At 73.4% G+C, this 24440-nt stretch carries 27 protein-coding genes and 1 tRNA gene; 20 read left to right on the top strand and 8 right to left on the bottom strand.

What is annotated here, in order from left to right; translation table 11 throughout:
- Nucleotides 1-312 precede the first annotated feature (312 nt).
- Nucleotides 313-386: transfer RNA gene (locus tag ACFWGN_RS05250), tRNA-Met, on the top strand.
- Nucleotides 387-633: 247 nt separating this feature from the next.
- Here the strand turns inward: ACFWGN_RS05250 and ACFWGN_RS05245 are convergent.
- On the bottom strand, nucleotides 634-1257 hold the full coding sequence (locus ACFWGN_RS05245) for an NADPH-dependent F420 reductase (protein ID WP_377615993.1): 624 nt from the start codon (nucleotides 1255-1257) through the stop codon (nucleotides 634-636).
- A gap of 110 nt (nucleotides 1258-1367) precedes the next feature.
- On the opposite strand from ACFWGN_RS05245, the gene ACFWGN_RS05240 reads away from it, so the two are divergent.
- The 8 genes from ACFWGN_RS05240 to ACFWGN_RS05205 all read left to right on the top strand — a co-directional run bounded on the left by ACFWGN_RS05240 (nucleotide 1368) and on the right by ACFWGN_RS05205 (nucleotide 6344).
- The gene (locus ACFWGN_RS05240) at nucleotides 1368-1862 is read left to right on the top strand and encodes a MarR family winged helix-turn-helix transcriptional regulator (protein WP_191802854.1); all 495 of its coding nucleotides are present in this window, start codon (nucleotides 1368-1370) and stop codon (nucleotides 1860-1862) included.
- Nucleotides 1863-2018: 156 nt separating this feature from the next.
- On the top strand, nucleotides 2019-2873 hold the full coding sequence (locus ACFWGN_RS05235) for a transporter substrate-binding domain-containing protein (protein WP_377615992.1): 855 nt from the start codon (nucleotides 2019-2021) through the stop codon (nucleotides 2871-2873).
- A gap of 1 nt (nucleotide 2874) precedes the next feature.
- Nucleotides 2875-3813 carry an amino acid ABC transporter permease gene (locus ACFWGN_RS05230; protein ID WP_377615991.1) on the top strand — a complete coding sequence of 313 codons (939 nt, stop codon included), beginning with the start codon at nucleotides 2875-2877 and terminating at the stop codon, nucleotides 3811-3813.
- A complete protein-coding gene (locus tag ACFWGN_RS05225) occupies nucleotides 3810-4541 on the top strand; it encodes an amino acid ABC transporter ATP-binding protein (RefSeq protein WP_191802860.1) in 732 nt (243 codons plus the stop codon). The genes ACFWGN_RS05230 and ACFWGN_RS05225 overlap by 4 nt, the downstream gene beginning before the upstream one ends.
- A gap of 113 nt (nucleotides 4542-4654) precedes the next feature.
- Nucleotides 4655-5140, top strand: a complete 486-nt coding sequence (locus tag ACFWGN_RS05220; RefSeq protein ID WP_191802862.1) for a dsRBD fold-containing protein — start codon at nucleotides 4655-4657, stop codon at nucleotides 5138-5140.
- Between the two features lie 87 nt (nucleotides 5141-5227).
- A complete protein-coding gene (locus ACFWGN_RS05215; protein WP_377615990.1) occupies nucleotides 5228-5497 on the top strand; it encodes a phospholipase effector Tle1 domain-containing protein in 270 nt (89 codons plus the stop codon).
- Nucleotides 5497-5754, top strand: a complete 258-nt coding sequence (locus ACFWGN_RS05210; RefSeq protein ID WP_377615989.1) for an acylphosphatase — start codon at nucleotides 5497-5499, stop codon at nucleotides 5752-5754. Before ACFWGN_RS05215 ends, ACFWGN_RS05210 begins: the two co-directional genes overlap by 1 nt.
- Nucleotides 5755-5765: 11 nt before the next feature.
- Nucleotides 5766-6344: a DsbA family protein gene (locus ACFWGN_RS05205; protein WP_377615988.1), complete on the top strand. Its 579-nt coding sequence runs from the start codon at nucleotides 5766-5768 to the stop codon at nucleotides 6342-6344.
- A gap of 25 nt (nucleotides 6345-6369) precedes the next feature.
- Here ACFWGN_RS05205 and nhaA read toward each other — a convergent pair whose 3' ends face one another.
- Nucleotides 6370-7839 (bottom strand): Na+/H+ antiporter NhaA, encoded by a 1470-nt coding sequence (nhaA, locus tag ACFWGN_RS05200; protein WP_377615987.1) that lies wholly within the window; start codon nucleotides 7837-7839, stop codon nucleotides 6370-6372.
- Between the two features lie 180 nt (nucleotides 7840-8019).
- Here nhaA and glp point away from each other — a divergent pair, with 180 nt between their 5' ends.
- Nucleotides 8020-9387 (top strand): gephyrin-like molybdotransferase Glp, encoded by a 1368-nt coding sequence (glp, locus tag ACFWGN_RS05195; RefSeq protein WP_377615986.1) that lies wholly within the window; start codon nucleotides 8020-8022, stop codon nucleotides 9385-9387.
- A gap of 23 nt (nucleotides 9388-9410) precedes the next feature.
- Nucleotides 9411-9989, top strand: a complete 579-nt coding sequence (locus ACFWGN_RS05190; RefSeq protein ID WP_377615985.1) for a molybdenum cofactor biosynthesis protein MoaE — start codon at nucleotides 9411-9413, stop codon at nucleotides 9987-9989.
- A 33-nt stretch (nucleotides 9990-10022) separates the two neighbouring features.
- Here ACFWGN_RS05190 and ACFWGN_RS05185 read toward each other — a convergent pair whose 3' ends face one another.
- The 3 genes from ACFWGN_RS05185 to ACFWGN_RS05175 all read right to left on the bottom strand — a co-directional run bounded on the left by ACFWGN_RS05185 (nucleotide 10023) and on the right by ACFWGN_RS05175 (nucleotide 12176).
- Nucleotides 10023-10259, bottom strand: coding sequence for a hypothetical protein (locus ACFWGN_RS05185; protein WP_191802872.1), 237 nt, complete (start codon nucleotides 10257-10259; stop codon nucleotides 10023-10025).
- Nucleotides 10260-10401: 142 nt separating this feature from the next.
- Nucleotides 10402-11556, bottom strand: coding sequence for a GTP 3',8-cyclase MoaA (gene moaA, locus ACFWGN_RS05180; RefSeq protein ID WP_377615984.1), 1155 nt, complete (start codon nucleotides 11554-11556; stop codon nucleotides 10402-10404).
- Nucleotides 11557-11765: 209 nt separating this feature from the next.
- Nucleotides 11766-12176 (bottom strand): helix-turn-helix domain-containing protein, encoded by a 411-nt coding sequence (locus tag ACFWGN_RS05175; protein WP_318244473.1) that lies wholly within the window; start codon nucleotides 12174-12176, stop codon nucleotides 11766-11768.
- A gap of 126 nt (nucleotides 12177-12302) precedes the next feature.
- On the opposite strand from ACFWGN_RS05175, the gene ACFWGN_RS05170 reads away from it, so the two are divergent.
- Together ACFWGN_RS05170 and ACFWGN_RS05165 are read left to right on the top strand one after the other, a co-directional pair.
- Nucleotides 12303-13184, top strand: a complete 882-nt coding sequence (locus ACFWGN_RS05170) for an SDR family oxidoreductase (RefSeq protein ID WP_377615983.1) — start codon at nucleotides 12303-12305, stop codon at nucleotides 13182-13184.
- Between the two features lie 183 nt (nucleotides 13185-13367).
- A complete protein-coding gene (locus ACFWGN_RS05165; RefSeq protein ID WP_377615982.1) occupies nucleotides 13368-14336 on the top strand; it encodes a VOC family protein in 969 nt (322 codons plus the stop codon).
- A 94-nt stretch (nucleotides 14337-14430) separates the two neighbouring features.
- Here the strand turns inward: ACFWGN_RS05165 and ACFWGN_RS05160 are convergent, their stop codons facing one another.
- From ACFWGN_RS05160 to ACFWGN_RS05150, 3 genes are all read right to left on the bottom strand, one after another.
- A complete protein-coding gene (locus ACFWGN_RS05160; RefSeq protein ID WP_191802880.1) occupies nucleotides 14431-15030 on the bottom strand; it encodes a DUF4203 domain-containing protein in 600 nt (199 codons plus the stop codon).
- 24 nt (nucleotides 15031-15054) lie between these two features.
- Nucleotides 15055-15450, bottom strand: coding sequence for a universal stress protein (locus tag ACFWGN_RS05155; RefSeq protein WP_191802882.1), 396 nt, complete (start codon nucleotides 15448-15450; stop codon nucleotides 15055-15057).
- 208 nt (nucleotides 15451-15658) lie between these two features.
- Nucleotides 15659-16489, bottom strand: a complete 831-nt coding sequence (locus ACFWGN_RS05150; RefSeq protein WP_377615981.1) for an IclR family transcriptional regulator — start codon at nucleotides 16487-16489, stop codon at nucleotides 15659-15661.
- Nucleotides 16490-16601: 112 nt separating this feature from the next.
- Here ACFWGN_RS05150 and eda point away from each other — a divergent pair, with 112 nt between their 5' ends.
- The 7 genes from eda (at nucleotide 16602) to kdpC (ending at nucleotide 24418) form a co-directional block, all read left to right on the top strand.
- Nucleotides 16602-17366, top strand: a complete 765-nt coding sequence (eda, locus tag ACFWGN_RS05145) for a bifunctional 4-hydroxy-2-oxoglutarate aldolase/2-dehydro-3-deoxy-phosphogluconate aldolase (RefSeq protein WP_377615980.1) — start codon at nucleotides 16602-16604, stop codon at nucleotides 17364-17366.
- A 6-nt stretch (nucleotides 17367-17372) separates the two neighbouring features.
- The gene (locus ACFWGN_RS05140) at nucleotides 17373-18503 is read left to right on the top strand and encodes a sugar kinase (protein WP_377615979.1); all 1131 of its coding nucleotides are present in this window, start codon (nucleotides 17373-17375) and stop codon (nucleotides 18501-18503) included.
- A gap of 293 nt (nucleotides 18504-18796) precedes the next feature.
- Nucleotides 18797-19165, top strand: a complete 369-nt coding sequence (locus ACFWGN_RS05135) for a hypothetical protein (protein ID WP_377615978.1) — start codon at nucleotides 18797-18799, stop codon at nucleotides 19163-19165.
- A gap of 310 nt (nucleotides 19166-19475) precedes the next feature.
- The gene (locus ACFWGN_RS05130) at nucleotides 19476-19568 is read left to right on the top strand and encodes a potassium-transporting ATPase subunit F (protein WP_139107727.1); all 93 of its coding nucleotides are present in this window, start codon (nucleotides 19476-19478) and stop codon (nucleotides 19566-19568) included.
- Between the two features lie 86 nt (nucleotides 19569-19654).
- A complete protein-coding gene (kdpA, locus tag ACFWGN_RS05125; RefSeq protein WP_377616083.1) occupies nucleotides 19655-21310 on the top strand; it encodes a potassium-transporting ATPase subunit KdpA in 1656 nt (551 codons plus the stop codon).
- 206 nt (nucleotides 21311-21516) lie between these two features.
- Nucleotides 21517-23694, top strand: coding sequence for a potassium-transporting ATPase subunit KdpB (kdpB, locus tag ACFWGN_RS05120; protein ID WP_377615977.1), 2178 nt, complete (start codon nucleotides 21517-21519; stop codon nucleotides 23692-23694).
- A gap of 1 nt (nucleotide 23695) precedes the next feature.
- Nucleotides 23696-24418, top strand: coding sequence for a potassium-transporting ATPase subunit KdpC (gene kdpC / locus ACFWGN_RS05115; protein WP_377615976.1), 723 nt, complete (start codon nucleotides 23696-23698; stop codon nucleotides 24416-24418).
- Nucleotides 24419-24440: the final 22 nt, after the last annotated feature.

Genomic DNA, 24440 nt, shown 5'->3' with positions numbered 1-24440 from the left:
GAGCAGCTCGGTAGCTCGCTGGGCTCATAACCCAGAGGTCGCAGGTTCAAATCCTGCCCCCGCTACACAGGAAGGCCCGGTTCAGCAGAAATGCTGCACCGGGCCTTCGTCATTTCCTCGGCCGTGAGGGGCCCGCTCCGACGGACCGTCGGGCAGGCCGGGTTCCGGCTCGTGAACGGATCCGCCTCACCGCGGTCCCGCTGTCCGGTCCGGCGTCTCGGCGGCTGGAGGGCATCCTCCGTGGTGTGACGTGGCCGACAGGGAATCGAGTAGGAGTCCCGGCAGATGATCCCGTAGAGTGGTGTTCACCGACGCGGGGTGGAGCAGCTCGGTAGCTCGCTGGGCTCATAACCCAGAGGTCGCAGGTTCAAATCCTGCCCCCGCTACACAGGAAGGCCCGGTTCAGCAGAAATGCTGGACCGGGCCTTCGTCATTCCCCGTGCGCAACCGTGTCGTGCCGACCGCTCTGCGGGCCCCGCGCGTCCGTCGTCGCGGCCTCGGCTACCCGCCAGGCGCCGACCCACCAGCCGCCGGTCCGCCCGCTACGGGCGCCAGCGGGACAGCCCAGAACGCACCTCGGGCGCGGACCGCTGCACGCGGTCCGCGCCCGAGGCGCGACGAGGACGCGACGTGTCAGTCGGCGAGCGTGAAGCCGGTCGTCCACTGGGTCGCGCCCGAGCCGGCCAGCGTCATCTGGACGAAGCCGAGGGCCTCGAGCTCGCGAGCGCGCTTGAGCGAGCCGGCGTCGACGCCCTTGAGGCCGCCCGCACGGACCAGCTCGACGAGCGTGCTCTTGGCGTCGTTGTCGTCGCCCGCGACGAGGACGGTCGCGGTCTGGTCGGCGACCTGTCCGCTCGCGAGGGTCGAGGCGAAGTTGGTGTTGAACGCCTTGAGGACCTTGGCCGTCGGGGCGAGCGCGGCGATCTCGGCGGCGGCCGAGGAGTCGGCGGGCACCACGAGCGCGTCGAACGTCGCGAAGTCGACGGGGTTGGTCGGGTCGACGAGGACCTTGCCGTCGAGGCGGCCCGCGTACTGCGCGAGGACCTCGGGCACGGCGGGGAAGGGGAGGGCGAGGACCACGAGCTCGCCCGTGATCTCGTCGCCCACGACGCCCGAGGTGAACGACGCGCCCGAGCCGAGTGCTGCGGCCTTCTCGGCGTCGCGCGCCAGGACCTGGACCTGCGCGCCGGCGTCGAGGCCGATGCGCGCCACGCCTGCTGCGATGTTCCCTGCGCCGATGATCGTGATGCTGGTCATGTAGTCCTCCGGGGCTGCGACGCCGACCGGGGCCGACGCGATTGGTTGTTGATACAACTAACGTAGACCCGCTTAGTTGTCGTGTCAACCATTGCCGCTAGACTGGTCCCATGACCGACGACGTGCGATGGCTCTCCCCCCGCGAGCTGCGGACCTGGATGCGCCTCCAGGCCGTCTCCGAACTCCTCCCGGGCGTGCTCGACGCCCAGCTCCAGCGCGACGCGCAGCTGACCCACTTCGAGTACCTCGTGCTCGCGATGCTCTCGGAGGCCGACGACCACACGCTGCGCATGACGGACCTCGCGCTCAAGACCAACGCGACGCTCCCTCGCCTGTCCCACGTGGTGAAGCGGCTCGAGGGGCGCGGCTACGTCGAGCGCGTCCCGTGCCCGACCGACAAGCGGGCGACGCTCGCGGTCCTGACCGACGCCGGGTGGGACAAGGTCGTCGCGACGGCCCCGGGCCACGTCGACACCGTGCGCGAGCACATCATCGACCGCCTCACCCCCGAGCAGGTCGAGCAGCTCGACGGGATCGCCCGGGCGATCCTCGAGTCCCTCGACACCGAGGGCCGGCTCGACGCGCTCCACCTCCCCGAGGACTAGCGCGGTGTGACGCGACCCACCGTCTCACCGGACGTCCCGCCTATGTCTCACCGCGTGGGACCGGCGTAGAGTCGTCCTCCGGCGAGTCCCGGCAGCACGCGTCACCCGCGGCGGCCCGGTACCGCCTCGTCACCCTCCTGACCCCGGAAGGTCCTCATGCGCCGCCTGAACGCCGTGCTGCCCGTCGCAGCCGTCTCGACCGCCCTGCTCCTCGCGGGCTGCTCGTCCGACACGTCGACCGACGCCGGGTCGTCCGGCGCCGCGACGCCCACGTGCGAGCCGGGCGCCCTGCCCACGCACACCGACGGCAAGCTGACCGTCGCCGCGGGCGAGGCGTACTCGCCCTGGTACATCGGCGAGCACGACAGCGGCGAGGGCTTCGAGTCCGCGCTCGTCTACGAGGTCGCCGACCAGCTCGGGTACGCCGAGGAAGACGTCGAGTGGGAGCTCGTGACGTTCGAGCAGATCGTCAGCCCCAGCATCAAGACCTTCGACTTCGCCGCGTGGCAGACGTCCATCTCGGACGAGCGGCGCAAGGCCGTCGACTTCTCGAGCCCCTACCTCACGACACGCCAGGGCGTGATCGTCCAGGAGGCCGGCCCGTACGCCTCGGCCACGACGCTCGACGAGCTCAAGGACCTGCGCATCGGCGTCACGGCCGCCCAGACGAGCCTCACGCTCGCCAAGGCCGCGTTCGGCGACGACGCGAACCTCGTGCCGTTCAACGGTGCGGGCGACGGCATGACGGCCCTGCAGTCGGGCACGATCGACGTCATGATCATGGACGTCGACCAGGGCGTCGCGGCCTCGACCGAGTACTTCCCGGACTCCGTGGTCGTCGGGACGCTGCCGTACCAGGGCACGGTCGAGCAGTACGGTCTGGTCCTCGACCTCAACTCGACCCTCACCGAGTGCGTCTCGGCCGCGGTCGACGCGCTCGAGGCCGACGGCACGCTCGCCGAGCTGCGCACGACGTGGCTCAAGTCGGACGACATCCCCGAGCTGGGCTGAGATGAGCGAGGGCGCGTCGGGCGCCGCGCCGCAGGACGGCTCCGTGCCCGACGACGGCGCTCGCCCCGCGAGCGCGGGCTGGACCCCGTCGCCCCTCGCCCGGGCGAGGGACTCCTACCGACGTGCGCGCCGCCGTCGGGCCGCGTGGGTGTCCGTCCTCTCGACCGTGGTCGTGGTCGCGGTCCTGTACGCCGTGGTGACCACGGCCCCCGGTTGGGAGCGCACGCGCGACGCGTTCTTCTCCCCGCAGAGCGCCTGGGACTCGCTGCCCGCGATCGCCGAGGGGCTGTGGCTCAACCTGCGGGTGTGGGTCGTGGCGTCGGTCGTCGGGATGGTGCTCGGCATGGCGCTCGCCGTGATCCGCACGAGCCGCATCCCGGCCCTGTTCCCGCTGCGCGCCTTCGCGGTCGCGTACGTCGACGTGTTCCGCGGCGTGCCGCTGCTGCTGGTCCTGCTGCTCGTCGGGTTCGGCCTGCCGGCCCTGCGCCTGGAGTGGTTGCCGACGTCGGGGGCCTTCCTCGGCGCGCTCGCGATCATCCTCACGTACACCGCGTACCTGGCCGAGGTGTTCCGCGCCGGGATCGAGTCGGTGCACCCCTCGCAGGTCTCGGCCGCGCGCTCGCTCGGCCTCACGCGCGCGCAGACGACCCGCAGGGTCGTGCTGCCCCAGGCAGTGCGGCACGTGACCGCGCCGCTCGCGAGCAACCTCGTCTCGCTCCAGAAGGACTCGGGGCTCATCTCGATCCTGGGCGCGGTGGACGCGATCCGGGCCGCGCAGATCGCGGCGTCGGGCAGCTACAACTTCACGCCCTACGTCGTGGCGGGCGTCCTGTTCCTGCTGGTCTCGATCCCGCTCACGCGCGTGGTCGACGTGTACTCGGCGCGTCAGGGCTGGCGCGGTTCGCTCGCGACCGTGAGCGGCGCGGGGGCCATCCGATGAGCCACCTGCTGTCCCTGCGGGGGATCCGCAAGACGTACGGCGAGCGCCTGGTGCTCGACGGGATCGACCTCGACGTCGACGAGCACCGCTGCGTCGTGCTCGTCGGGGCGTCGGGCTCGGGGAAGTCGACGCTGCTGCGCGTCGTGAACCTGCTCGAGGAGATCGACGACGGAGAGATCCTGCTCGACGGGCAGGACGTGGCCGACCCGCGCCTCGACGCGAACGCCGTCCGGGCGCGCATGGGCCTGGTCTTCCAGTCGTACAACCTGTTCCCGCACATGAAGGTCATGGACAACGTGACCCTCGCCCCGCGCCTCGTGCACAAGCGGGACCGCGCCGAGGCCGAGGCCGCGGCCGAGGCCATGCTGCGTCGCGTGGGCCTCGCGCACCGCATGACGGCCTACCCCGACCAGCTCAGCGGGGGCGAGCAGCAGCGGGCCGCGATCGCGCGGGCGCTCGTGTCCTCGCCCGAGCTCCTGCTGCTCGACGAGGTCACCTCGGCGCTCGACCCCGAGCTCGTGGGCGAGGTCCTCGACCTGCTCGCGGACCTGCGGGCCGAGGGCGTGACGATGCTCGTCGCGACCCACGAGATGGGCTTCGCGCGCGAGGTCGCCGACGAGGTCTGCTTCCTGCACCAGGGCCGCGTGCACGAGCGCGGCACGCCCGAGCAGGTCCTGGGCGACCCGCAGCGCGAGCGGACCCGGGAGTTCCTGCGCCGGCTGCGCTGAGGTCGGCACGACGGGGCGCCGTCGGCCCGGTCGCCTCCGCCGGGGGCCCGCCCTTTCGTGCGCGGCGCGCGGCGCGCATGATGGAAGCAGGTCCCTCAGCGAGGAGGCGCGTCATGAAGGCAGCGGTGGGAGACAGGATCATCCGGGCCTCGGGGGTGGTGGGCGGTGCCGTCCGGGACGGCATGGTCGTCGAGGTCCAGCACGAGGACGGCTCGCCGCCCTTCCTGGTCGAGTGGGCCGACACGGGCGAACGGACGCTGGTCTACCCGGGGCCGGACACCCTGGTCCGCGCCCCCGTCGAGGGGGCCGTCGCGCACGAGGTCACGGTCCCGGTGCACTCGAAGTCCTGGCACGTCCAGGTGAGCCTCGTGGAGAGCGAAGGACGCACGACGGCGGAGGCCATCCTGGTCGGTGACGTGCCCTCCGAGCTCCACGCCACGGGCAGGGCGCGCAAGGACCCCGGCGACGCCGAGATCGAGGCGATCGGCGACCACGTCGCCGCCGCGCGCGCGCTGCGTGCGCTCGCCGACCGGCTGCTCGGCATCGCGGAGTCCGAGATCGAGGGCTCCACGGGGGTGCCTGCGCACGTGCACCACTGAACCGCCGCGGGCTGCATCAGCCCGCGGAGCGCGGGGCTCCCTCCCGGTAGGCCCGCCGACGGCGGCGGGGTGGTTCGAGGAGGAGCCATGAAACGCCTGGTTCTCTGCTGCGACGGGACCTGGAACTCCCCGGTCCGGGCGAGCGTGTCGAACATCGAGAAGATCGCCCGCTCGGTCCACACGGGGATCGGGCCGGACGGGGTCCAGCAGATGGTGTTCTCGGTCGAGGGGGTCGGCGCGCGCGGGTACCGCGTGGACGCGCCGCTCGGCGGGGCGTTCGGCTACGGGCTCAGCCACGGGGTGCATGACGTGATCGCGCTCGCGGTCATGGGCGCGATCCTCGGGGTCTGGCAGTAGTGGCGGGCGGGGAGGTCCCGTCGGTCTCCGCGGCCCGCGCCGTCGTGCACGGGCACGTGCAGGGCGTCGGGTTCCGGTACGCGACGACCCGTCGCGCGACCGAGCTGGGCCTCTTCTGCGTGGCCCGGAACCTGCCCGACGGGACGGTGCTCGTCACGGCGCGCGGAGCGGCGGCCGACGTCGAGGTCCTGGTCGACTGGCTGCGCAGCGGCAGGACGCCCGGCCGGGTGACGGGCGTCGACGTGCAGCCGATGTGATGCTGGGGCACATGACCTCCGCACCGGGCACCCCTGCCGCACCGCGTACCACCGACCTCGTCCCGGCCGACGCCCACGTGTTCGGGAACCCCGACGCCCCCGTGACGATCGTCGAGTTCGGGGACTTCGAGTGCCCCTACTGCCATGACGCCGCGCCCGTCCTGCGCAAGGTCGTCGAGGAGTCGGGCGGCCAAGTCCGGCTCGTCTTCCGCCACTTCCCGCTCTTCGAGGTCCACCCGTACGCGCTCACGGCGGCGCTCGCGGCCGAGGCGGCGGGGGCGCGCGGGCGGTTCTGGGACATGCACGACCTCCTGTTCGCCCACCAGGACCGGCTCGACGACGCCGGTCTCTCGCACTGGGCGCAGAAGCTCGGCCTGGACGGTGCCAGCGTGGTCGGTGACGCGGCCCAGCGGTTCGGAGACGTCGTGGAGCGCGACTACCTCGCCGGCTCTGCGGCGGGGGTGCGCGGGACGCCGACGGTCTACGTCGAGGGCGTGAGGTACCGCGGGCGCGTGGCCGAGGACGGCCTGCGTGCGGCGGTCGCCGCTGCGACCGTCCCGGCGAGCCGCACCGCCCGGGACGGGGCCTGAGGCCCCGCGCCGAGGCGGCCAGGCGTCAGGCACCGGCTCCGCCCTGCGGGCCCCGAGACGTCTCGGCGGCCTCGGGCGCCCGCCACGGCCGCGGTGGGAGCCCGGGTGGGGGACCGGGCGACTCGGGCGAGCACAGCGGGAGACGTTCGCCCAGGATCCGCAGCGTCACCGACCCGGCCACGGCCGCGACCAGCGAGCCCGCGAGGATCCCGATCTTCGCCTGCTCGATCAGCGCCTCGTCGTCGAACGCGAGCTCGGCGATGAACAGCGAGATGGTGAACCCGATCCCGGCGAGCATCGCACCGCCCAGGAGGTGCGAGTAGCGCACCCGACCGGGCAGGTCGCCCAGGTTCAGCCGCAGCGCGAGGGCGGAGGCGCCGAAGATCCCGACGGCGTTGCCCACCACGAGCGCGACCGCGACGCCGATCGTGAGGCGGGACGTCATCGCGGCCGACAACGACTCGGTGTCCAGGTGCACGCCCGCGTTGGCCAGCCCGAACACGGGGACCACGACGTACGCGCTCCACGGGTGCAGGATGCGCTGGAGCCGGTCGCTCGCGGGGACCGCTGCGCGCGCGGCGAGCTCGGTCAGGTGCTCGCGCTCCGCCGTCGTCTCCTCGCGCAGCCGTTGGGCGTACCCCGGGACGTCGTCGACCTGGTCGCGACGCGACCGCCGCGACGGGACGAGCAGCCCGACGAGCACGCCCGCGAGCGTGGCGTGGACCCCCGAGGAGTAGACCGCGAGCCACAGCGCCAGGCCCACGCCCACGTAGGGCGCGAGGCGCCAGACGCCGAGCCAGCGCATCACGAGCAGCGCGACCACGAGCGCGCCCGCGATGCCCAGCCCGGGCAGCCACACGCCGTCGTTGTAGAACACGGCCATCACCGTGATGGCCCCGATGTCGTCGACGACCGCGAGCGTCAGCAGGAACAGGCGCAGCCGGTCGGGGCAGCGCGGGCCGAACAGCGCGAGGACCCCGACGAGGAACGCGGTGTCGGTCGACATGACCACGCCCCAGCCGTGCTGCGCGTCGGTACCCGCGTTGAAGGCCAGGTAGACGAGCGCGGGTACCAGCAGCCCGCCCAGCGCACCGAGCGCCGGGACCGCGACCGTCCGACGGTTGCGGAGCTCGCCGCTCGTGACCTCACGGTTGATCTCGAGGCCGATCACGAGGAAGAAGATCGCCATGGCGGCGTCGTTGACCCAGTGGTGCAGGTCCATGTCGAGCGACCACTCGCCCAGGTGCATCCCGGCCGTGGTGGCCCACAGGTCGTCGTACGCGGCCGACCACGGCGAGTTCGCCCACACGAGCGCGATCACGGTCGCTGCGAGCAGCAGCACCGCGCCGCCGGCCTCGGTCGCGAGGAACTGCCGGACGGCCGGGGCCACGGGGCGCACGGGGAAGCGCAGCGGCGGACCCGGTCGCTGGTCGAGCGTCGGGAGGAGCGGACGGGCGCCGGGCTGGGCCGGCGGGACCGGGGGAGTGGACGTCACCGCTCCAAGGTCGCAGCGCGGGGCGCCCGGCGCAACGGGTGTCCGCCCGGGCGAACCCGGGCGGGTGCGGCCGGTGTGCGCCCACGGGCCGGCCGGGTGCGGCCCGCGGGCCCGGGCGTGAAAGGCTGGGTCACGTGCCGTCCCGCTGCGGGCGGGCGGTCCGGCAGGTGAGGAGCAGAAGTGACGGCAGAGCAGGCTGCGACGAGCAACGAGGGATCCGCCGGGCCGACGACGTCGCTCCCGGCCGAGCGCTCCGGCGCGTCCGGGGCAGGGCGCCGGCAGGCGGCGAGCAGCGCTCGCCCGGACGTGGGCAGGGTGAGCGTCGAGCGGCACCGCCGCGAGGTCGAGGCGCTCGTCGGCGCCGCGCTCACGGCGCGCGGCTCCGAGCGGGTGGCGCTCGCCGACGCGCTGGACCGGGTGCTCGCCGTGGATCTCGTCGCCCCCGTGGATCTCCCGGGGTTCCGCAGCTCCCAGATGGACGGGTACGCGGTGCGGGCGGCAGACGTCGCCGGGGCCGCGAGCGCGTCCCCCGTGGTGCTTCCCGTCGTGGCGGAGATCCCGGCCGGGCCGGGCATGCCCGCGGTGCTCGCCGCGCGGACCGCGGCCCGGATCATGACGGGCGCCGTCGTGCCCGAGGGGAGCGACGCCGTCGTACCCGTCGAGGACACCGACGCCGCGCGCTTCGGTGGGCGCTCGACGAGCGCGGCGCGAGGGACCCTCGGGAACCAGGTCGGCGTGCTCGTGCCGCGCGCGGTCGGGGAGTTCGTGCGGGACGTCGGGACCGACGTCCGTGCCGGCGACCTGGTCCTGCCCGCCGGGACGCTCCTGGGACCGCAGCACCTGGCCGCCGCCGCGTCGTGCGGCGTGCCCGGGCTGGACGTGCTGGCGCCCGTGCGGGTCGCGGTCGTCTCGACCGGCACCGAGGTCGTCGAGCCGGGGCAGGTTGCCGCGACGGGTCAGGTCTACGACGCGAACCTCACCGGGCTGTCGGCCGCGGCACGGCGGGCAGGAGCCGTCGTGACCCTGGCCGAGCGCACCGGGGACGACCCGGCCGAGCTCTCGGCCGTGCTCGAACGGGCTGCCGCCGAGGCGGACCTGGTCCTCACGTCGGGCGGCGTGAGCCAAGGAGCGTACGAGGTCGTCAAGGACACGCTGGGCGAGGGGGTGACCTTCCGGTCCGTCGCGATGCAGCCCGGCGGGCCGCAGGGCTTCGGCACGGTCCACGGGACCCCCGTCCTGACCTTCCCGGGCAACCCCGTGAGCGCCCAGGTCTCGTTCGTGGTGTTCGCGCGTGACGTCCTGGAGCGAGCCGCGGGGCGCCCGCCCCGCGACGAGGAGGACCGCAGGACCGTCGAGGTGATCGACTCGCCACCGGGCAAGCGGCAGATGCTGCGCGGCCGCACGGGCCCCGACGGCAGCGTCCGCGTCGTGGGTGGCGCGGGCTCGCACCTCGTGGCCACCATGGCCTCGGCCGACGTGCTGGTCGAGGTTCCCGAGGGCGTCGGGCACCTCGAGGCGGGCGAGCAGGTACGGGTCGTGCGGCTGTGAGCGCGGCGGACGAGGTGAGTGCGGTGGACGGGACGGCCGGCAGCGGCGGGGCGATCGAGGGAGACCAGCGGGTGGCACGAGACGGGAAGCAGCACGAGGGTGCGTCGGTCGCCGACGGGCCGGGCGGAGAGCAGCGGGTCAGCGATGGTGCGGCCGGCGCGGCCGGCGGTGCCGGCACAGTCGCGCTCGACGTGTCTCGCGTGACGAAGGACGCGCTCGACGACGCCGTGGTGCGCGCCGTGGAAGGCGCCGTGTCCTCGCGCGAGTGCGGCGCCGTCGTGACCTTCCGTGGGGTCGTGCGGGACGTCGACGGCGGGCGCGACGTCACGGGCCTCGACTACGAGGCGCACCCCGACGCGACCGAGGTGCTCCGGCGGTGCTGCGCGGCGGTCTCGGCCGAGACGGGCCTGTGCGTCGCGGCGGTCCACCGGTACGGCGTGCTGACGATCGGGGACGTCGCGCTCGTCGCGAGCGTCGCCTCGGGGCACCGGGCCGAGGCGTTCGCGGCCTGCTCGCTGCTCGTCGAGCGCATCAAGGCCGAGGTGCCGATCTGGAAGCGGCAGCACTTCACCGACGGCGACTCGGAGTGGGTCGGGCTGTAGGCGCCCGCGCCGGGAGGAGTGGCGGCTCCGAGGTCAGTCGCGGGGGTTGTCCTTGAGCAGGCCGAACCCGATGCCGACGAGGGCGCCCAGGATCAGGCCGGGCCCCGCGAGCAGGAGCGTGCCCGCCACGGTGCCGATCAGGGTTCCCAGCACCGTGCTCGGACCTGCGGTGAGACGGCTCGGTCCGGGACGGTGGACCGGGAGGGCGTCGGTCCGGGGGGCGGGCTCGGGGGTCGTGGTGATGTCGCTGGGACGTTCGAGGAGTGCCACCCCTCCATGGTAGGTCTGGCGGGGTCTCTCGGCCGGGTGCCGCGAGGCTCGTCGGGCGGGATCACCCGATGACCTTGGACACGTTCTGCGAGGTGGTCGACGCGAGGGTCGGGGCCCGTCGCCCGTCACGCCCGACGGGTGCTCAGCCCCCGATCGCACCCATGCTGCGCTCGGTGCGGGCGAAGGCCTCGGGGTCGTCGGCCGGGCCGCCGACGGCCCCGGTGTCGGGGGCGCCACGATCGAGACCGTGCGCGAACGGCTTGGCCCACATGGCCGCCTGCCAGGCCGCGACGATCTGCGCGTCGGACGCGCCGCCGTCGGGCACGTGCGTCCCTGGCGCACCGGCCGAGCCGGTGGCGTCCCCCGACCGCAGGAGAGCGCGCAGGTCCACCTCCTCGTTGCCGAACAGGCACGAGCGCACGGTCCCCTCCGCGGTGAGCCGGGTCCGGTCGCAGTCCCCGCAGAACGAGCGCGTGACCGAGGCGATGATCCCGACCGTGGCGGGACCGCCGTCGACGGCCCACTCCTCGGCGGGGGCCGAGGGATCCTCACGGCCCACGGGCGTCAGGTCGAAGCGTTCGCCGAGGACGTCGAGCAGGCGCTCGGCCGAGACCAGCTGGGCGCGGTCCCAGTTCTGGTCGGCGTCCAGAGGCATCTGCTCGATGAAGCGCAGCCGGCACCCGTGCTCGACGGCCCACGCGAGCAGGTCGGCCGCTCCCGTGAGGGTCTCGGGCATGAGGACCGCGTTGAGCTTGACGGGCGACAGGCCGGCGTCGAGCGCGGCCCGGATCCCCGCGAGCACCTGGGGCAGCCGGTCGCGGCGCGTGAGCTCGGCGAAGTGCCGGCGGTCGATGCTGTCGAGCGACACGTTGACGCGGTCCAGCCCGGCGTCGACGAGCTCGCCGACGCGCTTGTCGAGGCCGATCGCGTTGGTCGTCATCGAGATCCGCACCCCTGGCGCCGCGGCGCGGGAGCGACGCACGATCTCGGCGAGGTCGGGGCGCATGAGCGGCTCTCCGCCCGTGAACCGCACGTCGCGGATGCCCAGGCGGTAGCCGATCCCCACGAGCCGCCCGATCTCGGCCGGGGTCAGCAGGTCGTCGCGGGGGATCGCGGGGAGCCCTTCTGCGGGCATGCAGTACGTGCAGCGCAACGAGCACTTCTCGGTCACGGAGACCCGCAGGTCGTGAGCGACGCGGCCGTAGCGGTCGACGAGCGCGTCGGTGTCCGGGCGCCCCAGGGTGCTCGGCGCCCCGGCAGGACGCACGCGGGGCAGCCCGAGAGCGACGGCAGTCATGATCGCGAGTCTACGCAGCGACGGGAGGTCGGGCGGGGGCTGTCCGGCGCCGAGTGCATGCTTCGGCTGCGACTCGCCGGGCGTGTCGCTGCACGACCATGCACTCGACGGGTCGACGGGTCGACGGATCGACGGGTCGACGGATCGACGGATCGACGGATCGACGGGTCGGCCGATCGGCTGCGCCCGGGGCGGCAGGAGGGGCGCCGCTACCGGGCGGCGCGGGCGTCGTACGCCTGCTGGGCGGCGACGACCTGGGGGACCGCGCCCTCGAGCACGTCGAGGAGGCCGACGAGCTGGTCCGCCACGACCCGGCCGAGGTCGGTGAGCGAGTACTCGACGTGCGGGGGGATGGTCGCGCGGACCTCGCGCACCACGAGTCCGTCGCGCTCGAGCCCCTGGAGCGTCTGGGCGAGCATCTTCTCGCTCACGCCGTCGATGCGCCGGCGCAGCGCGTTGAAGCGCACCGCGCCGTCGCGCAGCCCCGCGACGGTCAGGACGCCCCAGCGCCCGGTCACGGCCTCGAGGGCGTGGCGGGACGTGCAGCCGCGCTGGAACACGTCGGCGATCATCTCGTCGGACGGTCCCGTGGTCTCGGGGGTGGGCTGGAGGTCGGTCACGAGGACAGCCTAGCGTGCAGGCGGATCGCAAGCGCTGTGACATAGAACGCACTGTCGGAAGGATTGCACTTACGAAAAGTTAGTGCCAGGCTGTCGCGGTACCCACCACCCCTTCAGGAGGACCACATGATCGCCGTCACCGCAGCCACCGGACACCTCGGACACCTCGTCGTCGAATCGCTCCTCGAGCGCGGCGTCGCCCCCGAGCAGATCGTCGCCGCCGTCCGCACCCCGGCCAAGGCTGCCGACCTCGCCGAGCGCGGCGTCCTCGTCCGTGAGGCCGACTACTCGCGCCCCGACACCCTCGCGACCGCCCTCGAGGGTGTCGACGTCGTCCTCCTCGTCTCGGGCTCGGAGGTGGGGCAGCGCGTCCAGCAGCACGCGAACGTGGTCGAGGCGGCCAAGGCTGCCGGCGTCCGCCACCTCGTCTACACGAGCGCCCCGCAGGCCACCACGTCCGCGCTGGTCCTCGCGCCCGAGCACAAGGCCACCGAGGAGCTCATCGCGGCATCGGGTCTGACCGCGACGATCCTGCGCAACGGCTGGTACACCGAGAACTACGTCGGCAACGTCGAGCAGGCGCGCGAGACGGGCGTCCTGCTCGGGAGCGTCGGCGACGGCCTCGTCGCGTCGGCGAGCCGCAAGGACTATGCCGAGGCTGCTGCCGTCGTCCTCGCCGCGGCCGACGCCGACCCCTCGCTCGAGGGTGCCGTCTACGAGCTCTCGGGCGACGTCGCGTGGGACCACTCGTTCCTGGCCGCGACCATCGGCGAGATCGTCGGGCGCGAGGTCGTCTACCAGGACGTGACCCCCGAGGCGCACGTCCAGGCCCTGCTGGACGCGGGTCTCGACGAGGGGACCGCGGGCTTCGTGGTCGCCCTCGACGGCAACACGCGCGACGGTCTGCTCTCCGCGACGTCGGGCGAGCTGTCGCGCCTCATCGGGCGCCCGACGACGACGCTCGCCGAGGGCCTGCGGGCCGCGGTGGGCGTGACGTCGGCCGCGTGACGCCGGCCTGAACTTGCCCTCGCCGAGTGCATGATTGCGCTGCGACACGCCCGGCGTGTCGCAGCGCAATCATGCACTCGAGGGCGACGGCTCGGTGCCGGGAACAATGCCGGCTTCCAATTAGTTAAACCTTCAACTATTCTGGAAGCAGAGGTCGGGACCCGGCCCTGGACGGAGGACACCATGACTGACCGAACGACACGCCTGCCCGGCACCGACACCACCGCCTTCGCGGCCAAGGACCTGCTGTCCGCGGAGACCTCGATGGACGCGGTGACGCTGCACGTCGCCGACCTCGACCTGATGACCCGCTACTACCGCGACGCGCTCTCCCTGGCCGTGCTGACGCCGTCGGACGCTCTGCTTTCGGCGGTCCCCGGCGCCGGAGCCGGCTCGCGCGACGAGACCGTGGTCCTCGGGCGCGGCGCGACCCCGCTCGTGGTGCTGCGCCGCGGCCAGGACCTGCCGCGCGCCCGCCGCGGCGAGGCCGGCCTGTTCCACACGGCCCTGCTGTTCGACGACGCCCCTGCGCTCGCCGCAGCGGTCGCCTCGGTCGCGCGCACCGCACCGAGCACGTTCGTCGGCAGCGGTGACCACCTGGTCTCCGAGGCGTTCTACTTCACCGACCCCGAGGGCAACGGCGTCGAGCTCTACCACGACCGCCCGCGCGAGACCTGGACCTGGCAGGACGGCCAGGTCGCGATGGACACGCTCTACATCGACCCCAACGCGTTCATGCAGGAGCACCTCACGGACGCGGCGCTCGAGCGGGCGCTCTCGACCGACGTCGTGGGCCCGGACGACACCGTGGTGGGGCACGTGCACCTCCAGGTGGGCGACATCGCCACGGCCCGCGAGTTCTACGTCGACACCCTGGGCTTCGAGGCCACGGCCTCGCTGCCCAGCGCCCTGTTCGTCTCGGCGGGCGGGTACCACCACCACATGGCCATGAACACGTGGAACAGCCAGGGAGCGGGGCCGCGCGCCTCGACGCTGGGCCTGGGGCAGGTCGCGATCTCGGTGCCCTCCGAGGACGACGTCACGGCGCTCGTCGACCGTCTGTCCCGGCGCGGGATCCAGATGCGCCACGACGGCGCGACGCTGCGGTTCGACGACCCGTGGAAGAACCTCATCGAGGTCGCGGTGCGCTGAGCCGCGCCCCTCTCGCGCGCTGAGTGCGGAGTTCTTGCGCGACACGCCCGGCGAGTCGCACAAGAACTCCGCACTCAGCGGAAGGTGGGGCGCCTCAGCGCTTGGCGGGCTCCTCGCCGCGCGTGATGCCCAGGCGCTTGGCGAACAGCTTGCGCTGCACGAGCCACCCGGCCAGCGCGAGCGCGGCCCACGCCAGGAACGACACGACCTGCTCCCACCCCACGGACGGGTCGCGCAGGAACCCCAGGGTGTCGGGGGAGACGCGGCCCAGGCCGCCCAGCACGATGCCCGCACCACCGATCGTCGTGAGCCACAGCAGTGCCCGGCGCCGGTACTTGTCGGCGAGGAAGCCGCACGCCGCCGCGACCGCGATGACGATGATCGCCGCGAGGACCCAGTTGCCCGAGTCGCCCGAGACCGTGCCGTAGAGCTTGGCGCCGATCACGGCCCCCGTCACGATCCCGATGAAGAACGACGCGAGCTTGAACACGAACGCCACGGCGATCCAGGCGACGAGCCCGCCGAGCACCCCGACGAGCAGGGCCGTGGTCTGGCTCGCCCCGAACAGGTCGCCCAGCATCCAGCCGAGGCCGAACCCGGAGGCGATCACCGCCAGGTGGACCGAGCCGACGCCGAGGAAGCACAGGAGCAACCCGACGGCGACGATGACGAGACCTGCGACGACCGGGTCCATGAGACCTCCTGGCGTGAGGTGGGGCTAGTGCTTGGCCTTGATGACCAGCACGGGTGCGTGGGCGTCGAGCAGGACGCGCTGCGTGGTGCTGCCGAGCAGGAACTTGCCGACGGGGGAGCGCTTGCGCGAGCCGATCACGACGAGGCTCGCGGTCAGGCGCTCGGCCTCGTCGAGGATCGCGTCCGCAGGGTCGATCCGAGACTCGCGGTACGTGACGGTCGCCGCGGGGGTGCCCGCGGGCAGGGCGTCGAGCAGGTGCGCCAGGTCGGGCGGGAGGGGCGGGTCGTCCTGCGGCGGGCCCTCGAGCGGGGTCAGGACGAAGACCGCCAGCGGCAGGTCTCGGCGGACCGCCTCGGCGGCTCCGGCGTGCAGGGCCGCCTCACCCTGTGGCGAGTCGTTGTAGGCCACAAGAACGGTCATCGCCGTTGTGCTCCTCGTTCGTCGTGCCCGGGTCAGCGGGCAGATCGCGTGTGCCCTCGCACTCTCTCACACCCCGGGGGTCCCTGCAGGGAGCGTGGGAGCGCGTCGCAGGACCGGATGCCCGACGGCGCCGCGGCCCCCGCTGCGCTCGCCCGTGGTCGCGGGCTCCCGGGGCGAGCGCGGGTGGCGCCGGGCGTCCCCTCGCAGGTCAGGCGTCCGTGGCCAGCACGTCGGGGAGGCTCAGCGACGGGGGCAGGAGGGGTGGGGCCACGGAGCGGACGATCCGGGCGAGCTCGCGGTGCCGGTCCGGTCCCATACGGTCGGCCGGAGCTGTGACGGACAGCGCGGCGACGGCCTGCCCCGCGCGCAGCAGCGGCACCGCGAGGCAGTTGATGCCGGGCTCGTTCTCCTCGGCCTCGGTCGCGTAGCCGACGTCCCGGGCGGCGGTCAGCGTGTCCCACAGGGAGTCCGCGGTGACCGTCGTGGCGCCCGTGTCGCCGGTCGCGGCGGTGTACCAGGACATGCCCGAGCGGTCGGTGGTCCGGAACGCGAGGAGCGCCCGTCCGAGCGCGGTCGTCGCGGCGGGCCGGCGTCGTCCGACCGCCGACCAGACCCGCACGGCGCGCGCCGGCTCGACCTTGTCGAGGTAGACGATCTCCGGGCCGGACAGGACGCCGAGGTGGACGAGCTCGCCCGACGCCTCGCACACGGCCGTGAGCGCCGGGCCCAGGAGCGCCGGCAGGTTCTCCTCGCCCAGGAACGTGTCGCCGAGCGCGGTCGCGGCGGGGCCCAGGCGATAGCTGCCCGTCGCGGGGTCCTGGTCCGCGTAGCCGCGGAAACGCAGGGCCGACAACGTGCGGTGCAGCGAGGTCTTGTTCAGGCCGAGCTCGGCGGCGAGCGCACCCAGGGTGAGCCCGTGCGGTCCTGCGGCAGCGAGCCGCTCGAGGGTGAGCAAGGCCTTGTCGACCGAGCCGAGCGGGCTGCTCGTGGAGGCAGGGTCTGCCGGTGCATGCTCTGTCGAGGAGCGGACTGTCGGCACGGGGTCGCCAGGGGTCTCGGCGCCCGGACGGGCTACCACGTGGACGCACCGCTCGCGTAGAGTGATTTCGCATTCCAGAACATCCGTTCACTATAACGAAACGCGAGGCCTCATGTCACCCGCAGCGCCCCCGACCGACGTCGACCAGCTCTTCGCCAGGGTGCGGGTCGTGCCCGTGGTCGTCGTGGAGGACGAGGCGCAGGCGCTCGCCCTCGGAGCCGCTCTCCTGGACGGCGGCCTGCCCATCGCCGAGATCACCTTCCGCACCGCCGGTGCTCGCGCCGCGATCGCCGCAGTCACGCGCGAGCTTCCCGAGCTCGTGACCGGCGCGGGCACGGTGATCAACGCCGACCAGGTCGACCAGGCCGTCGACGCCGGTGCGCGTTTCCTCGTGTCTCCCGGGTTGAGCGTCGACGTCGTGCGCCGGGCCCAGCACCACGGCCTGCCGATCTTCCCGGGCGTCGCGACGCCGTCGGACGTCATGGCCGCCCTGGCCCTGGGGCTCGACGTCGTGAAGTTCTTCCCCGCCGGGATCAACGGGGGAGTGCCCGCGATCAAGGCGCTGTCCGCGCCGTTCCCCGGCCTGCGGTTCGTCCCCACCGGCGGTGTGAGCGCGGCCAACGCGACCGAGTACCTCTCGGTGCCCTCCGTCCTGGCCGTGGGCGGCTCCTGGATGGTCGAGAAGTCCCTCGTGGAAGCCGGGGACTTCGCCGAGATCACGCGTCGCTCCGCGCAGGCCGTCGCGCTCGCGGCATCGCTCGCACCCGCCCGGGAAGCCGCCGTGCCGGACGCGCCCGCCGCGGACGCCGTGCCTCCGGCACCCGCAGGACCGACCGCCCCCACCGCCCCCACCGCACCCGTCGCCGCAGGAAAGTGAGCTGACATGACCGACGCGACCCCCCGCCCCGCGGGCGCCCCCCTGAACCTGCGCCCGGCCGCGGACTGCACCTACGACGTCGTCTCCCTGGGCGAGGTCATGCTGCGCCTGGACCCGGGGGAGCGGCGCATCAAGACCACCCGCTCGTTCGACGCGTGGGAGGGCGGCGGGGAGTACAACGTGGCGCGCGGCCTGCGCCGGTGCTTCGGTCTGCGCGGCGCGATCGTCACGGCGCTGGCGGACAACGAGGTCGGTCGCCTGGTCGAGGACCTCATGCTCACGGGCGGCCTCGACACGAGCTGGGTGCAGTGGGTGCCCTACGACGGGATCGGTCGCACGGTCCGCAACGGGCTCAACTTCACCGAGCGCGGCTACGGCGTGCGCGGCGCGGTGGGCGTGAGCGACCGCGGCAACACCGCGATCGCCCAGATGCAGCCCGGGGACGTCGACTGGGACGAGCTGTTCGGTCGTCGCGGCGTGCGCTGGCTCCACACGGGCGGGATCTTCGCGGCGCTGTCCGCGTCGTCCGCGGACGTGGCCGAGGCCGCCATGCAGGCCGCACGCCGGCACGGCACGATCGTGTCCTACGACCTCAACTACCGCCCCTCGCTGTGGCAGGGCATCGGCGGCCCGGCGCGCGCGCAGGAGGTCAACCGCCACCTCGCGCAGTACGTCGACGTCATGATCGGCAACGAGGAGGACTTCACGGCGAGCCTCGGGTTCGAGATCGAGGGCGTGGACGAGAACCTGACGGACCTGGACACCGCGGCGTTCCGCGCCATGATCGAGACCGCCGCGGCCGCGTACCCGAACTTCCAGGTCATCGGCACCACGCTGCGGGCCGTGCGGTCCGCGACGCGCAACGACTGGGGGGCCGTCGCGTGGTCCCGGGTCCAGGGGTTCGCCGAGGCCACGCACCGCGCGGACCTCGAGATCCTCGACCGCGTGGGCGGGGGCGACTCGTTCGCCTCGGGTCTCGCGTACGGGCTCATGGAGCTCGGGAGCATCCAGGAGGCCGTCGAGTACGGCGCCGCCCACGGTGCGATCGCCATGACCACGCCCGGCGACACGTCGACGGCGTCGCTCGCCGAGGTCCGCAAGCTCGCCTCGGGCGGGAGCGCGCGCGTGCAGCGCTGACGCGGCACGCCGAGATGCGGCGAACGGGGGTCCAGGAGCGCTCTGGACCCCCGTTCGCCGCATCTCGAGTCGGGTGGTCCGGCCCGCGGTCGCCTCGCCTGCCCGCGGCCTGGGGGCCTTGCCCGCCGCGGCCGGCGCCTCGCCCCCGTTCCGCCCGGCCTCAGGTTCCCGGCGGCACGCCGCGCCTCATCCCGAGCGGCGCCCCGAGGTCGCGGCTAGGGTGGACGAGGACGGACAGATCGGACACAGCGCGTCGGGAGCCTCCGTGGCCCGGCGAGCGCGAGGAGGCTCACGTGGTGCAGCGTGGTGGGGTGCCGTCGGGCCGCCTCCCGCGACGCACGGTCGACGCCCCGTCGGACATCGCCCGAGCGGTCGAGCACGCGCGCATCCTGCGCGGGGCCGGGGACCCCACCGGCGCGGCCCGTGTCCTCGACCGAGCCTTCGACGCCGAGGGCGTCCGCACCCGGACCGTGTCCGAGCGGCTGCGCTTCCGTGCGCTCGTCCTGCGGGCGGACCTCGCGCTCCAGCTGCACGACGACGCCGCGGCCGCCCGGTTCCTCGCCGGTGCCGAGGCGCTGCCCCTGCTCGCGGACGCGCTCGCGGCGCTCGACGACGACCTGCACCTGGCCGAGGAGCTGCGCGAGCGCCTCGACGCCGACTGAGCACCCGGCCGGCCCCACCCGTCAGGGTTGCGTCAACACCCGCCGGACCCCCGTCAAGAACCCGTCAACGTCCCGCCTCCCGCCTCCTCCCACGGCATAGACCTGGGGTGTGCGCAGGAGCTGCGCACCGGCACGGCGCCTCCACGCCGACCACGGCACCTGCCCGCGGTCCCCCGAGATCCGCCCGCCGCACGACGTTCGAAGGCAGAACTCAGATGGCCGACCTGGCCTACATCCTGCTGACCGTGGTGTTCTTCACCGCCGTCGGCCTCGTGGCCCGCCGCCACGGCTCCTCCGGGGGGTCCACGTCATGACGGTCCTCGACTGGGTCGGGCTCGGTGCCGTCGTGGTGCTGCTCGGCTACCTGTTCGTCGCCCTGCTCCGCAGCGACAAGGTCCGGTGAGCGCGACCGTGCTGACCCAGACCAGCGTGCTGACCCAGGCGACGGCGACCCAGGCGGTCGGCGAGGTCGCGTCGCAGGCGCCCGGCGTGTGGCTCGCCGTCGGGCAGCTCGTCCTGCTGCTCCTCGCGCTCGCCGCGGTGCACGCCCCGCTCGGCGCCTACATGGCGCGCGTCTTCACCTCGCCCCGGCACCTGCGGGTCGAGCGGGCCGGGTACCGGCTCATGCGCGTCGACCCCGACGCCGAGCAGAAGTGGAGCACCTACCTGCTCTCGCTCCTCGGCTTCTCGATGGCCTCGCTCCTGCTCCTCTACGGGATCGCCCGCCTCCAGCAGCACCTGCCGATGAACCTCGGGTTCTCCGCGTTCGACCCGGCCGGGGCCTGGAACACCGCGGTCTCGTTCGTGGCCAACACGAACTGGCAGTGGTACTCGGGCGAGGCCGCCGCGGGGCACCTGCTCCAGATGGCCGGGCTCGCGGTGCAGAACTTCGTGTCCGCGGCCGTCGGCATCTCGGTCGCCGTCGCGCTGATCCGCGGGTTCGTCCGCTCGGGCACGGACGGGCGCGTCGGCAACTTCTGGTCCGACCTGACCCGCACGTGCGTGCGCATCCTGCTGCCCATGGCGTTCGTCGGCGCGATCGTGCTGCTCGCCACGGGCGTCATCCAGAACTTCGACGCGCACACCGCGATCGACACGGTCGCGGGCGGCACGCAGCACGTGCTCGGTGGCCCCGTCGCCTCGCAGGAGGTCATCAAGGAGCTCGGCACCAACGGTGGCGGGTTCTTCAACGCCAACTCGGCGCACCCGCTCGAGAACCCCAGCCCGTTCTCCAACCTGTTCGAGATCTTCCTGATCCTCGTGATCCCTTTCACCCTCCCTCGCACGTTCGGCCTCATGGTCGGCGACAAGCGTCAGGGCTGGGCCGTCCTCGGGGCCATGGGCGCGCTGTGGTTCGTCTCGGTCGCGCTCATCACCTGGGCCGAGATGGCCGGGCCCGGAGCTGCGCCCCTCGCCGCGGGCGGCGCCATGGAGGGCAAGGAGACCCGCTTCGGCCTCGCCGCGAGCGCCCTGTTCGCCGCGTCGACCACGGGCACCTCCACGGGTGCGGTCAACGCGATGCACGACTCCCTGACCGCGCCGGGTGGCGGCGTGACGATGTTCACCATGATGCTCGGCGAGATCGCGCCGGGAGGCGTGGGGTCGGGCCTGTACGGGATGCTCATGCTCGCGATCGTCGCGGTGTTCGTCTCGGGGCTCATGGTCGGGCGCACGCCCGAGTACCTGGGCAAGAAGATCGGTCGCCAGGAGATCACGCTCGTCGCGCTGTACATCCTCACGGTCCCGTTCCTCGTGCTCGTCGGCACGGCGCTCGCGATCGCGCTCCCCGCCGGCCAGGCCGGCATCCAGGAGGCCGGCCCGCACGGGCTGTCCGAGGTCCTGTACGCGTTCACGTCCGCGGCCAACAACAACGGGTCGGCGTTCGGCGGGCTCACGTCGGGCACCCCCTTCTACAACACGGCCCTGGGCATCGCGATGCTCGCCGGCCGCTTCATCCCCATCGCCCTCGTCCTGGCCCTCGCCGGACGCTTCGCCTCCCAGAAGACGGTCCCCGCCACCGCGGGCACCCTCCCGACGCACCAGCCGCTGTTCGTGGGCGTGCTCGGGACCGTCGCCCTGGTCGTCGTCGGGCTCACCTTCGTCCCCGTGCTGTCGCTCGGTCCCATCGTGGAGTCGCTCTCATGAACTCTTCCTCTCGTTCCCTTCCTGCGGGGCGCACCGCCCCCGACGGGGCGGCGGGCCTACCCGAGGACCTCGTTCCTCGGTCCTCCGCCAGACCCGCCACGACCCGCCCCACCCCCCGCGGTGACACGCTGCTCGCCACGTCGGACGCGGTCCTGCTCCCTGTCGCTGGGGGCTCAGCCGGTGCTGTCGGTGAAGGTGCTGACGGCGTGGCCGGTTCGTCGGCGTCTGCCGGCTCGGCCGGCAGCTCCGGTGGCCGCAAGGCCGGGCCCGGGCGGGGCTCGGGGTTGTCGTGGACGCAGGTCCGTGCCGCGCTCCCCGGAGCGTTCCGCAAGCTCGACCCGCGCGATCTGGTGGCCTCGCCCGTGCTGTTCGTGGTCGAGCTCGGGGCCGTCGCCACGACGCTCCTCGCGGCGTTCGACCCCAGCGTGTTCGCGTGGGCGATCGCGGTGTGGCTGTGGGCGACCGTGCTGTTCGCGACCCTCGCCGAGTCGGTCGCGGAGAGCCGGGGCAAGGCGCAGGCGTCGAGCCTGCGCGCGACCCAGCAGCAGACGACCGCGCGGCGCGTCATGGCTCCGTCCGACACGCTCGCGTCGGGGACAGGCCTCGCGAGCTGCCCGACGGCGGAGGTCCCCTCCTCGACGCTCGCCGTCGGGGACGTGGTGGTCGTCCGGGCGGGCGAGATCATCCCCGGTGACGGCGACGTCGTCGAGGGGGTCGCGTCGGTCGACGAGTCCGCGATCACGGGCGAGTCGGCCCCGGTGATCCGCGAGTCGGGCGGCGACCGATCGGCGGTCACGGGCGGGACCGTGGTCCTGTCGGACACGATCGTCGTGCGGATCACGGCGCCCGCGGGCCACACGTTCGTCGACCGGATGATCGCGCTCGTCGAGGGGTCGGAGCGCCAGCGCACGCCCAACGAGATCGCGCTCAACATCCTGCTGACCTCGCTCACGATCATCTTCCTGCTGGCGGTCGTGACGCTGCAGCCGTTCGCGGTCTACTCGGGCTCCAAGCAGTCGATGATCGTCCTGATCTCGTTGCTCGTGTGCCTCATCCCCACGACCATCGGGGCGCTGCTGTCGGCGATCGGCATCGCCGGCATGGACCGTCTGGTCCAGCGCAACGTCCTCGCGATGTCGGGCCGCGCGGTCGAGGCCGCGGGGGACGTCGACGTGCTGCTGCTCGACAAGACCGGCACCATCACGTACGGCAACCGGCAGGCGGCCGACCTCCTCACGGTCGGCGACGTCACGACGGCGCAGCTCGCCGAGGCCGCCCGGCTCTCGTCGCTCGCGGACGAGACGCCCGAGGGCAAGAGCATCGTGGTGCTCGTCCGTGAGCGGTACGGCGACGGGGACGGGCCGATCGACCAGAGGGACGTCCTCGAGCGCGCCGAGATGGTGCCCTTCTCCGCGCACACGCGCATGAGCGGGATCGACCTGCCGCTGCCCGACGGGCGCGTGCGCCGCATCCGCAAGGGGGCCGGCAGCGCGGTCCAGCGCTGGGTCCACTCGACCGGCGCCGCGACGGGCAGCGGCCCCGGTGGCGCGGTCGCCGAGCAGCTCGCGGCCCACGTCGACGCCGTGAGCTCCTCGGGCGGCACACCGCTCGTCGTGGCCGAGCAGGTCGGCGAGGGGCCCGCGCGGGTGCTGGGTGTCGTCCACCTCAAGGACGTCGTCAAGGCGGGCATGCGCGAGCGGTTCGACGAGCTGCGCGCCATGGGCATCCGCACCGTCATGGTCACGGGCGACAACGCCGTGACCGCGCGGGCCATCGCCGCGGAGGCGGGCGTCGACGACGTCCTGGCCGAGGCGACGCCCGAGGACAAGCTCGCGCTCATCCGGCGCGAGCAGGCCGGCGGGCGGCTCGTCGCCATGGCCGGCGACGGCACCAACGACGCGCCCGCCCTGGCCCAGGCCGACGTGGGCGTCGCGATGAACACCGGGACCACCGCCGCCAAGGAGGCGGGGAACATGGTGGACCTCGACTCCGACCCGACCAAGCTCATCGAGATCGTCGAGATCGGCAAGCAGCTCCTCATCACGCGCGGGGCCCTGACGACGTTCTCGATCGCGAACGACATCGCGAAGTACTTCGCGATCCTGCCCGCGATGTTCATGGTCGTGTTCCCGCAGCTCGCGGTGCTCAACGTCATGCGCCTGTCGAGCCCCGAGTCGGCCATCCTGTCGGCCGTCGTGTTCAACGCGCTCATCATCCTGGTGCTCATCCCGCTCTCGTTGCGGGGCGTGCGGTACCGGCCCTCGTCGGCCTCCGCGATGCTGCGCCGCAACCTCCTGGTCTACGGCGTGGGCGGCCTCGTGGCCCCGTTCGTCGGGATCAAGCTCATCGACCTCGTGATCTCCCTCATCCCCGGGATTGGCTGACATGCCTGGCACTCTCTCCACCCCCGCGGGCGTCCCCGGACGCCCCGCCCCCCTCGCGCGTCCCTCGGCCTCGGCCGGTGCCGCGTCCCTGTTCCGCCAGACGCTCGCAGGCCTGCGCGTCCTGCTCGTCCTGACGCTCCTCCTGGGCGTGGCCTACCCGCTCGCGGTGTGGGGCGTCGGGCAGCTCGCCCTGCCCTGGCAGGCGAACGGCTCGCTCGTGCGCAGCGACGGCACGCACGCCACGTCGATCACCGACACCGGTGCGGACGGGGCGCCCGTCGTGGGCTCGGCCCTGATCGGTCAGGACTTCGCCGCGGCCGACGACGCCGAGCGCTGGTTCCACGGCCGCCCCTCGGCCGCGGGCGACGGGTACGACACGCTCGCGTCCGCGGGCACCAACCTCGGGCCGCTCAACCCCGAGCTCGTCGCCTCGATCGACGAGCGTCGTGCGGCGCTCGCGGCCCTCAACGGCGTGGACCCCGCAGACCTGCCGGCCGGCGCGCTCACGGCCTCGGCGTCGGGCCTCGACCCGCACGTCAGCCCCGCGTACGCGGCCCTGCAGGTCGCGCGGGTCGCCGAGGCGAGGGGCCTCGACGAGGCCGTCGTCGCGGACCTCGTGGCGCAGCACACCGCGGGCAGGGACCTCGGTGTCCTGGGCGAACCGCGTGTCGACGTGCTCGAGCTCAACCTCGCGCTCGAGAACTCGGAGAAGATGAACCCATGACGACGAGCGCGAGGCACCGAGC

Origin of the sequence: Oerskovia sp. NPDC060338 (assembly GCF_042726295.1) — a bacterium.
In the GTDB taxonomy this organism is placed as follows: Bacteria; Actinomycetota; Actinomycetes; order Actinomycetales; family Cellulomonadaceae; genus Oerskovia; species Oerskovia merdavium.
This window is presented reverse-complemented; position numbering and strand designations above follow the sequence as displayed.

Coding starts and splice junctions, on each gene's coding strand:
- ACFWGN_RS05245 (WP_377615993.1), bottom strand. CDS start 1,257: ATGACCAGCATCACGATCATCGGCGCAGGGAACATCGCAGCAGGCGTG.
- ACFWGN_RS05240 (WP_191802854.1), top strand. CDS start 1,368: ATGACCGACGACGTGCGATGGCTCTCCCCCCGCGAGCTGCGGACCTGG.
- ACFWGN_RS05235 (WP_377615992.1), top strand. CDS start 2,019: ATGCGCCGCCTGAACGCCGTGCTGCCCGTCGCAGCCGTCTCGACCGCC.
- ACFWGN_RS05230 (WP_377615991.1), top strand. CDS start 2,875: ATGAGCGAGGGCGCGTCGGGCGCCGCGCCGCAGGACGGCTCCGTGCCC.
- ACFWGN_RS05225 (WP_191802860.1), top strand. CDS start 3,810: ATGAGCCACCTGCTGTCCCTGCGGGGGATCCGCAAGACGTACGGCGAG.
- ACFWGN_RS05220 (WP_191802862.1), top strand. CDS start 4,655: ATGAAGGCAGCGGTGGGAGACAGGATCATCCGGGCCTCGGGGGTGGTG.
- ACFWGN_RS05215 (WP_377615990.1), top strand. CDS start 5,228: ATGAAACGCCTGGTTCTCTGCTGCGACGGGACCTGGAACTCCCCGGTC.
- ACFWGN_RS05205 (WP_377615988.1), top strand. CDS start 5,766: ATGACCTCCGCACCGGGCACCCCTGCCGCACCGCGTACCACCGACCTC.
- moaA (WP_377615984.1), bottom strand. CDS start 11,556: ATGACTGCCGTCGCTCTCGGGCTGCCCCGCGTGCGTCCTGCCGGGGCG.
- ACFWGN_RS05170 (WP_377615983.1), top strand. CDS start 12,303: ATGATCGCCGTCACCGCAGCCACCGGACACCTCGGACACCTCGTCGTC.
- ACFWGN_RS05165 (WP_377615982.1), top strand. CDS start 13,368: ATGACTGACCGAACGACACGCCTGCCCGGCACCGACACCACCGCCTTC.
- ACFWGN_RS05160 (WP_191802880.1), bottom strand. CDS start 15,030: ATGGACCCGGTCGTCGCAGGTCTCGTCATCGTCGCCGTCGGGTTGCTC.
- ACFWGN_RS05155 (WP_191802882.1), bottom strand. CDS start 15,450: ATGACCGTTCTTGTGGCCTACAACGACTCGCCACAGGGTGAGGCGGCC.
- eda (WP_377615980.1), top strand. CDS start 16,602: ATGTCACCCGCAGCGCCCCCGACCGACGTCGACCAGCTCTTCGCCAGG.
- ACFWGN_RS05140 (WP_377615979.1), top strand. CDS start 17,373: ATGACCGACGCGACCCCCCGCCCCGCGGGCGCCCCCCTGAACCTGCGC.
- ACFWGN_RS05130 (WP_139107727.1), top strand. CDS start 19,476: ATGACGGTCCTCGACTGGGTCGGGCTCGGTGCCGTCGTGGTGCTGCTC.
- kdpC (WP_377615976.1), top strand. CDS start 23,696: ATGCCTGGCACTCTCTCCACCCCCGCGGGCGTCCCCGGACGCCCCGCC.